8 protein-coding genes are annotated in these 9,781 nt (G+C 58.0%); 4 read left to right on the top strand and 4 right to left on the bottom strand.

Going from position 1 to position 9,781, the window contains the following annotated elements:
• Window positions 1-594: porin (locus Q8K05_RS14705; RefSeq protein WP_305247379.1), on the bottom strand; the 594-nt coding region annotated here is incomplete at its 3' end.
• A 598-nt stretch (window positions 595-1,192) separates the two neighbouring features.
• A complete protein-coding gene (locus Q8K05_RS14700; protein ID WP_305247378.1) occupies window positions 1,193-2,194 on the bottom strand; it encodes a porin in 1,002 nt (333 codons plus the stop codon).
• A 763-nt stretch (window positions 2,195-2,957) separates the two neighbouring features.
• Between Q8K05_RS14700 and Q8K05_RS14695 the strand changes: the two genes are divergently transcribed.
• The gene (locus Q8K05_RS14695; RefSeq protein WP_305247377.1) at window positions 2,958-4,052 is read left to right on the top strand and encodes a porin; all 1,095 of its coding nucleotides are present in this window, start codon (window positions 2,958-2,960) and stop codon (window positions 4,050-4,052) included.
• Between the two features lie 329 nt (window positions 4,053-4,381).
• Here the strand turns inward: Q8K05_RS14695 and Q8K05_RS14690 are convergent, their stop codons facing one another.
• Window positions 4,382-5,908, bottom strand: a complete 1,527-nt coding sequence (locus Q8K05_RS14690) for a Fic family protein (protein ID WP_305247376.1) — start codon at window positions 5,906-5,908, stop codon at window positions 4,382-4,384.
• Window positions 5,909-6,407: 499 nt separating this feature from the next.
• Here Q8K05_RS14690 and Q8K05_RS14685 point away from each other — a divergent pair, with 499 nt between their 5' ends.
• On the top strand, window positions 6,408-7,652 hold the full coding sequence (locus Q8K05_RS14685; RefSeq protein WP_305247375.1) for a porin: 1,245 nt from the start codon (window positions 6,408-6,410) through the stop codon (window positions 7,650-7,652).
• 94 nt (window positions 7,653-7,746) lie between these two features.
• Entirely contained in the window at window positions 7,747-8,376 is a 630-nt protein-coding gene (gene coq7, locus Q8K05_RS14680; RefSeq protein ID WP_305247374.1) for a 2-polyprenyl-3-methyl-6-methoxy-1,4-benzoquinone monooxygenase, read from the top strand.
• A gap of 107 nt (window positions 8,377-8,483) precedes the next feature.
• Here the strand turns inward: coq7 and Q8K05_RS14675 are convergent, their stop codons facing one another.
• Window positions 8,484-8,942 carry an OsmC family protein gene (locus Q8K05_RS14675; protein WP_305247373.1) on the bottom strand — a complete coding sequence of 153 codons (459 nt, stop codon included), beginning with the start codon at window positions 8,940-8,942 and terminating at the stop codon, window positions 8,484-8,486.
• A 253-nt stretch (window positions 8,943-9,195) separates the two neighbouring features.
• Here Q8K05_RS14675 and Q8K05_RS14670 point away from each other — a divergent pair.
• Window positions 9,196-9,781 (top strand): pyridoxal-phosphate dependent enzyme (locus Q8K05_RS14670; protein ID WP_305247372.1); only part of this gene is annotated, 586 nt, incomplete at its 3' end.

The raw sequence follows: 9,781 nt of genomic DNA, 5'->3' as shown, positions 1-9,781 counted from the left end.
GATGTGCATGCTGAGGTTGTCGGTAGCCTTGCCACCTGCGTTAGCTGGAGCCAGGTTTTTGTTTTCACCCAGGCCGTAAGCAACAGCACCGCTGATGCCGCCGAAGCTTGGCGATGCGTAAACGATGGAGTTGCTGATGCGGCTTGTGTAGTCACGAACGCCGTTGTTCCAGACCGTACCGGTGGTGGCGAAGTTGGAGTCATACTGGTTGTTCGTTGCGCCGCGCAGTGCGTCGTAAGCGGTGTAGTTACGGCCCAGATCCACAGCACCGAAAGCGCCGGACAAACCGACGGTAGCTTTGCGGTCAAACAGACCGGCATTGCCTGCACCGGTATCAGCAGCAAAACCACCTTCCAGCGTGAAATTGGCTTTCAGACCGCCGCCCAGATCTTCAGCGCCTTTCATGCCCCAACGGGAATTGTTGAAACCGGAGCTGTTAACAACGGTTTGCTTAACTTTGGCAGAGGTAGACGTGAGGGTCGTGCTGGTTTGGCCAACGTAGGCATCAACAATGCCGTACAAGGTCACAGAAGATTGGGCCATTGCGGCGCCGGAAGCAGCGAGTACAGCCAGAGCGATGAGGGATTTTTTCATTTGAGAGTTTCTCCAAGGTTAAACATAGGGCTCCGGCGTGGGGACTGTTTCAGGCTTTCGCCTTTGCAGCACCCCCAGAGACCCGGGCCAACCCCCTTTCGGGAAGTTGGGTCTATTGCACCAGACCGGACCCGGTTGCGCAAAGAAATACGTTGAAAAAAGATTAATTCGTTGCACATGCACCACAACTAAAAGCGATGCCGTGGAGCAGATACAACACAGCCCCGCTCTGCAACGCGGGTTGGGGCGCAGGCCACCCCGCAACACCGCAAAGAGCGATCGACCGTAACAGGATGCAACCCGGCTCGGCACCCAACGCGAAGATTTCAAGCAAAAAGTAGCCATGACCGAATAAGGACGGGTGCTGGCAGCTATTTAATCAAGAGCGAAGGCAGTTCACGTCAACGCGGTATCACCCGACAGGCGGGCGCGGCGCGGCACCGCCTGCCGGGTATGAAAACGCCAACTTGCGCCGCGCTACGCGGTAACGCCACAGCGCGATACAGCAAATACACGGACAGACCACAAAAAGCCGTTTCAGGTGTCCCCGAAACGGCTTTTAACCTTTTACAAGAAGGCAGCGCCAAACCTGCCCAAATCAGAACGTGTGGCGAATGCCCACGGCGTAGATGTCGGTCTTGACGTCCGCTGTGCCAGATTTCGTACCTTTGCTGGCCTGAACGCCGCCATACAGCGACGTGCGCACGGACAAGGCATAGCTGGCCGCCAAACCCAGACCGGTGCGTTTGGCATCGCCAGCGGCTGCGTTGTCCTTGGAGCGCGCATAGCCACCAGACAGCGTCAGGGCGCTGGTCACAGGGAAATCGGCGCCTGCTTGCCAGTCAGTGGTCCGCTGGTCAGCCAGCGCAACGCGGCCATAACCGGCCAGCAGCTTGGCCACGCCCAGGTCATAGGATGCGTTCACGCGCGTGAATTTCTTGGTGTCGTCAGCGCCCGTTGCTTTTTCAGTCTGGTAGGCCACGCCGGCGTACACAGGACCGCCTTCGTACTTGGCGTGGACGCTGGCGATCTTGCCCGCATTGACCGCTGCGGTCTTGTTTTCACCCAGGCTGTAGCTGGCCGCACCGCTGAAGCCGCCCAAACCAGGCGTTGCGTAATACACGGAGTTGCCGGGGTTGCCGTTGTAGCCCGTGCTCTTCCAGACGTTATTTTGGGGCGACAAGGCCGAATCGAAGCCCGGATGGGTCATGCCGCTGATGTCGTCGTAGGCCGTCCACATTTTGCCCAGCTTTGCTTCACCGAACCCGCCCGCAAAGCCGACATACGCCTGGCGACTGAACAGGTTGGCATCCGTCGTGGCACCCGCAACATTGGTGAAGCCACTGGAGGCGCCGGTGTCGATATTGAAGCCCGACTCCAGCAGGAAATTAGCCTTCAGACCGCCGCCCAGATCTTCCGAGCCCTTGAGGCCGAAGCGGCTTTGGTTGATGCCGCCGCTGCCAATCTCGGTTTGACGAAGGCCATCCGCCTTTTTGCTGGCCAGCCACACGTCCGCAATACCGTAAAGCGTGACGGTGGATTGTGCAGACGCCACACCCGATGCAGCCAGCACTGCGAATGCGATCAAACTCTTTTTCATTGAGAACCTCCAAAAAGTAAAAAAAACGAAAACACTTACCCCAAAAAGTTTGCCAAGGGTTTCTTGTTCGCCCCTTCTGCAGATTTCACAAAACCGGTACGGGCAATGCAAAACTTTCAACCATGAAAGCATTTTTCGGGCCAACCAAGTTGGCTTTAGGCAATGCTTGACGGGTGCAACCTCTCGCTTACAGGCTGTAAGTGCTTCTCCAGACTGCTTTAAAGGGCTTCGGTGTTTCCGATCCGTCAAAAATGGTGCAGTCCGTGGCGCTTGCGCGTTTTTTTGGTGCATGTCAAGCACGCCAATGGCGAATACCGCAGGTCGTGACGGCCAAGACTCCAGGTAAACATTGACCCCGGCTTACCCAGCCCAACCTGCGCGGAGGACGGAGAACGCCCTTTTTTGGACACAACGATGTGCGGGATGTGTCGCTCGCAAGCCACGCACCTCAAAAATGTGCCTTAAAAAAGTACTTGCTTCTTCGCCTCCCCGAGAGCGCCTGCTCCAGCCCAACGCAAACCGAACAAAGAAGCTTTGCTTCAGAGGGAAAACAGCCTCACGGACTCACCCAACGCACACTTTTTGGGACCTCGCATCGACGCAACAAATGCAGGGTTTTCCCTTGTCACCAAGGTGATACACCGGGTAGTTGCACTATGTACGACTCGTAACAACCTTATTAATCTTCATCAATCCAAGCCAGTCTGAAAAACGCTTGGTTATCGTTTTAATTCCCTTCAAATTACCATTCTTCGGAGACTCCATGAAAAAACTGACATTTGTTGCCACTGCAGTCCTGGGCCTGCTGTCCACTTCTGCCATGGCGCAAAGTTCTGTCACGCTGTACGGCATTGTTGACGCGGCGGTTGTTCACACGACCAATCAGGTCGGCGGCTCCAAGATCGCCGTGGATGCAGGCCAGTTGGCCACGTCGCGTTGGGGTATGAAGGGGAGCGAGGACCTGGGTGGCGGCCTGAAGGCCAACTTCACCCTGGAAGGCACCTTGATTAACGATACGGGCGCGGCAGGTCTGGGTTTTGGTGGCGGTACGCCTGCCGGAACAACGACATCACTGTTTGACCGTCAAGCTACCGTCGGCTTCTCGGGTGGTTTCGGCTCTGTCAATGTCGGTCGCCAAAATATCCTGGGTGTAGATTCCATTGGTTTGGCCGATCCCATCAGCCTTGCGCACGCTGGCACCAACCCCAACGTAGCGTTCAGTGCACTGAATGCAGGTGCTTTGTACAGCGATTACGGCACGAATGGTGGCGGCGCTGCACTTCGCCAAAACAACTCGATCAAGTACCTGACGCCTAACATGTCTGGTTTTGGTGGTGCCCTGATGTATGGCTTCGGCGAGCAGCCGGGCAATTCATCCGCCAACTCTTATGCCGGCATTTCGGGTTACTTCACCGATGGCAAATCGGGCGCTGCCCTGGCTTATGCCCAATTGAAGAACAAGGCCGACAACTCCACGCTGACGCTGTGGGGCGGCGGCGCGAAGTACGCCCTGAATACCACATTGACACTGCGTGCTACCTATGCCCAAAACGAAGTAGACACGACCAATCGCAAGATCGCGGTGACCGGCCTCGGCGTAGATTACGCCGTATCGCCAGCCGTGACGCTGACCGGCGCTTACTACAACACCAAGCGCTCTGGCGATGTCAGCGGCAAGGCAGAACAATATGTTGCGCTGGGCAAATATGCCTTGAGCAAGCGCACGATTCTTTACGCATCGTTGACGCATGCAAAGGCAGGTTCGGCTGCGGCGCAAGACACCAGCCTGGGTCTGATCACGCAAGTGGGTAACACGACCGCGAACCGTACGGCAGTTGGTGTCCTGCATTCGTTCTAAACGAATCCTTTAACGAAAACGCCAAGAAGGCCGCCGAAAGGCGGCTTTTTTGTTGCCATTGGTGTTAACAAATTGATGACCCAAAGCGCCCACTAACTTCCTCGAACGGGCTGCTCTTACTCAATTTCCGAGCCGCATCGGCGTGGACTGCTCGCTTCACGTGGGTATCTTCGTACCCTTGGTCGCTGGCAGGGCCAAGGGCGAAACCTTCCCGAAGAACGGGGCGGCAGCGTTCACAAAACGCCTGGTTGGGACGCCTGCCCTTGCAAAAACACCCTCCATATCCCGGATTCATCTACTTTTTATACTATTCTAAAAAAACGTCTACATCAGGCCCGGCTGTCGATGTACGCAGCGAAGTGCTCACTCACCGCGGCTTCGACTTTAGCCAGCTGCTCGTCGGTGAGTCCTTCTGCCAGCTTTCGCTTGCGGTTGGACAGGGTGCCATTACCTTGCACGATAAGGTCGATGAGCGTGTTGAGCTGCGACTGGCGCATGTCCAGCCAGGATTCCAGCGTTTTGACGGTCTCGTCATGGGCACGCAGGTAAAGGACCTCGGACAGGAGGTCCTCCTCCACACAGAGCTTGCAGCAATCCAGGATGAATTCGCAGACCTCGGTCGCGTCGAAGTAAGCATAGAGCCATCGAGGCTGTGCAGATTTGACCAGGATGGTTCCGCTCTCGCTGTCGAGCATGTACTCCAGCTGCTCGGTGCGAGGGCGCGAGTAGCTCTTGAGCAAAGTCGAGTATCGCTCCATCTGCTTGAGCATGCGGGAGGACAAGGGCAACACGACACCGGCCGGCGTGAACCCGGACTGCCGCAGCAGGTGGTGCAGCAAGAAGCGATGGAGCCGCCCGTTGCCGTCCAGGAACGGGTGAACGTAGACCAGGCCGAACGAAGCACAAGCGGCCGCCAGAACGGGATCGAGCTCGCCCGTCGACCCAGAAGCCGCGACCGCAGCAACACCTTCCATCATGAGGCCCACCTGGTCAGGGGCCGGCGGGATGAAGTCGGCGATGTTGCGAAGCCGCCCTGAGCGAGAAAGCCAGTTCTGGACTGATCGGTATTGGTGCTCGGCCACCAGGGGGCTGACAATTTGGTTCTGCCACTGGCACAACTGCTCTTCACTCAGCGCCCCGGGTTCCCCTGCCGACTCCAGCAACCGTCGAAACTTCGCAGCCCGGTTGTTGTCCGGAATTTCGTTCTCGATGTTGTAGGTCGAGCGCGTCTCCGACAGGTAGAGGTAGTCCACCGCTCGCGAGAGCATCTCCGGCTCGATGGTGCTCAGCGCAGCCTTCACCTTGTCAGCAAGGCCTTCGTTGAGCAAGGTGGTGAGCTTGTCCGTGCGCCGCACCAGGGGGCTGAACGCCTGATTGCCCAAGACGTTGTTGATGACGCCGAACTTGGAGTCGGACACGCCCAGGCCCGTGACGTACTCACCCCTCTCCAACAAGGAAACCCTCGGGCTGCCCGGCGGCAGGGCGTAGTCAAACTGGTGCCCGGTGAGCCACGTCGCCAGATGGCCGGCAGTGCGCGAGTAGCGCGAGCTCGGTTTTTCATGGAGCCATTCCTGGACGGCCGCCAAGGCCTCCTCCCGCTCAAAAAGCGCTCCGAGGACCGTCAGGTTCAGGTGTTCGCGCTTGAGGGCGAACGTCAGCTGGCCCACCAGGGACGCGGTGTCCGACAAGCGATGTAGAGGCAGTTCGATGCGCTCATCGCCATCCGACGTGCGAGCATGCGTCTTTACCGTGCGCTCTGTGGCCATGAAAACCCGGCGCAAAGGAGGCACCCGCAGGTTGAACCGACGGATGAGCGCCTCATAACCCAGATAGGTGCGAGCGGTGGCAGTGGTCATGGACGAAAGGCCCTGGTTATTGGAAAAACGTCTCTGGATTTTTATAAATATCTACTTTTTGTCGATTTTAAAGAAAAATATCTACTTCGAAGCAGCCTCCCTCTGGCCTTGGCGAGGGAGATCGGTCCAGCATCACGTTTTGAGCAACCCAATGCACGCGATGTCGCTCGGACACCACGCATTTCAAAATAGGGCGTTAAAAACTGACGGGCTTTTTCGTATCCTGCAAGGGCCAGCAGTACCCCTGATTCAATCAGACCAAAAAAGCTGCGTTTCAGAGGTGAAAACAGCAACAAAGGCTCACCCAGCGCACGCTTTTAAGGCGCTCGGATGGCGTCGACAATTACAGGGTTTTCCCTTGCCACCAAGGTGATGCACCGGGTGGTTGCACCCTGTACGGCTCGTAATAACCCCGTTAATCTTCATCAATTCAAGCGGGTCCTGACAACGCTTGCTCATCATTTTTGTTTCCTTCAAATTCCTATTCTTTGGAGACTCCATGAAAAAACTGACATTTGTTGCCACTGCGGTCATGGGACTGCTGTCCACCCCAGCCGCCATGGCACAAAACACTGTGACCCTGTACGGTGTTGCGGATGGCGGCGTCAACTACGTCAGCGGTCTGAAAAACGGGTCTTCTACGGCCATTGCAAGCGGCATCATGGAGGGTTCGCGCTGGGGCCTGCGCGGCTCCGAAGATCTGGGCGGTGGTTACAAGGCGATTTTCACGCTTGAAAGCCGTTTTGAGCTGGATACGGGTTCGGTGACCAACCGGCCAGCGTCTGGTGCGCAGCTGCCTGATCGCGTTGCCACCACCGTTAATGCCAACTTACCCGTTGGTCTCGCGGGAACACCACTTGCACTCGGCACCATCTCAGCCATCAACAACGCCATTGGCACCAATGCATTTGGCGTTAACTTGGCCGGAAATCTGTTTGATCGTCAGGCTTTTACCGGACTGATCACACCGTTTGGCGCGTTCACGCTGGGCCGCCAATACACGCCAGCCTATCTCACCACGGCAGCCTTCGACGCGTCGCAAACCCAATCAAGCCTGGCAGCCGGCCAGGTTGCCAGCCTGCCGGCTGCGTTTGACATCCGCCTGAGCAACACGCTGCAATACGGCATCAAGACGGGCGGCATCACCGCGACCTTGATGTATGGCGCGGTCGAGGTCGCGGGCAACAGCTCCGCAGGCCGCTTCCTCGGCGGTATGGTCATGTACAAAGCCGACGGTTTCTCTGTCGGTTTTGGTCACAACGAGAAGAAAAACGAGTTGGGCCAGAAATCTTTGACCAACAACGTGTTGGGCGGAACCGTGGACGTGGGACCTGGCACCCTGTATGGCCAGTACGCCACGATCAAGGATGAAAATCCGTCCGGCCTTTCGCCATTTTTTGTGACGGCCGGCCCCGTGTTCCAAAACGCCTACAACGCAGCATTCAGGCAAGACGCCCGCCTCATGCATGTGGGCTACAAGGTCACCAGCGGGGTTCACACCGTGGTGGTGGCGTACAACCGCCTCGATGACAAACGCGCCGTCAACGCCGACACCGATTCTTACGGCGCAACCTACACCTACGCGCTGTCCAAGCGCACCAACCTGAATGCCGTGCTGACGCGTTTCAACAACAAGGGCGCCGGACAGGTTGCGCCCGGCGGCAACGGTTTTCTGGGCGGCGTGACGTCTTCTGCCGGCACCGACTCCACCAACGTGGCCTTTGGCATTCGCCACTACTTCTGATCGCCGGTTTGGGCCTTGCGGCCTGAAATGCGTTCCATGAAAGCCTCCTTTTTGGGGCTTTTTATTTTGCCGTGTCGGCGCTACCATTGAGCCCATGACACCTTCCCTTGACTTTGCACTGAACGCCGCAGACAGCGCGCTGCGCACGCTGTTTGCCAAACCCCGGGCCTCCAGGGCCTGCCCCACGCTGGCGGACCAAACCACCGAACTGAGCACCGAAGACAAGGCGCTGTCAGGGGCGCTGATGCGGGTCAACCATGTGGGCGAGGTGTGCGCGCAGGCGCTGTACGCGGCGCAGGCACTGGGCACCCGCGACGCGGCCCTGCGCAGGCATTTCCTGCAAGCGAGCCGGGAGGAAGGTGATCACCTGGCCTGGACCCGGGAACGGCTGGACGAACTGGGCGCGCGCCCTTCACTGCTTAACCCGCTGTGGTATGCGGGCGCCTTTGGCCTGGGCCTGGTCGCCAGCCGGCTGGGCGACCGCGTGAGCCTGGGGTTTGTGGTGGAAACGGAACGCCAGGTCGAAGCGCACCTGGCAAGCCACCTGGAGCGCCTGCCTGAAGGCGACCACGCGTCGCGCGCCATCGTGGCGCAAATGAAAGACGACGAGGCGCAGCATGCACGGGAGGCAGAAGATGCGGGCGCGCTGCAGTTACCAGCACCGGTCAGGGCGCTGATGCGTTCGGCGGCCAAGGTCATGACAACCACAGCACATTACGTCTGAAGCACGCGCTGCAGGTTTCCAGGAAACCTTCAGATCAGCTGTTCTTAAGCTATTATTTCGATAGCTATTAGCGCCCGCCAAATGGGCGCAAACAGTTAAAATCTGCTTCAGTCTTCCAGCAACTCAAAACTGGTGCTGATCTCCGCCGTTTTGCCCAGCATGATGGTGGCCGAGCAGTATTTGTCGTGGCTCATGGCAATCGCGCGCTCCACGGCGCCGGCGGACAGACCCCGCCCGGTGACTACAAAATGCATGTGAATCCGGGTGAACACCTTGGGGTCGACCGGCGCCCTTTCAGAGGTGAGCTTGACCGAGCAACCCCGCACATCATGGCGGCCGCGCTTGAGAATCAGCACCACGTCATAAGCGGTGCAGCCGCCGGTGCCTGCCAGCACGGTTTCCATGGGGCGGGGGGCCAGGTTGGCGCCGCCATTTTCAGGCTTGTCTGCGTCGGGCGCGCCGTCCATGACCAGCGTGTGGCCACTACCGGTTTCGGCTAAAAACGTCATGCCTGAGCGCGATCCCGTTGCCGCATTTGTGCCTGTCCAACTCACCGTGCATTCCATAATCGACATTCCTTATACAAAAAACCTATGACCAAAATCGTGACAATTGTTAATTTGTCACAAAAACATGTTGCATCGCAACATACCTCCGCTATACTGAAATCATCGCATCAATACGGGTAATTACCAGTAACTCACCGTATTTTTGCACCGCTTGTCTCCTCCACCTCCTCAAAGGGTGGATTTATAGGCCCAGACCGCAAGGTCTGGGCCTTTTTTCTTGCCCACTATGATGTCAGGCTGCGAGAAAAACATGCCAACCTCCAAAAAATCGACCCCGACCCCTGTGTCCACTGCGGCATCTTCTGCCGTCAAAGCGTCCGCAAAACCTGCCAGAAAACCCTCAGGCAAGGTGCTCAAGCCGGCGGACTACCTGAAAAAAATCCTGACGGCACGCGTCTATGACGTGGCGGTGGAGTCGGCCCTGGAGCCCGCCAAAAACCTGAGTCAGCGCCTGAACAACACGGTGCTGCTCAAGCGCGAAGACCAGCAACCGGTGTTCAGCTTCAAGCTGCGCGGGGCCTACAACAAGATGGCGCACCTGAGCCCGGCCCAGCTCAAAAAGGGCGTGATTTGTGCCTCGGCCGGCAACCACGCCCAGGGCGTGGCGCTGAGCGCGCAAAAGCTCGGCACCCGCGCCGTGGTCGTCATGCCCACCACGACGCCGCAGCTCAAGATTGACGCGGTCAAGGGCTGGGGCGGCGAGGTGGTGCTGCACGGCGACAGCTATTCGGACGCCTACGCCCACGCTGTGGTGCTTGAGAAAAAGCAGGGCCTGACCTTTGTGCATCCGTTTGACGACCCGGACGTGATTGCCGGCCAGGGCACGATTGCCATGG

Source organism: Polaromonas sp. (assembly GCF_030682935.1).
In the GTDB taxonomy this organism is placed as follows: domain Bacteria; phylum Pseudomonadota; class Gammaproteobacteria; order Burkholderiales; family Burkholderiaceae_C; genus Polaromonas.
Note: the sequence above shows the minus strand (reverse complement) of the source record. Positions and strands in the feature narration are given on the sequence as shown.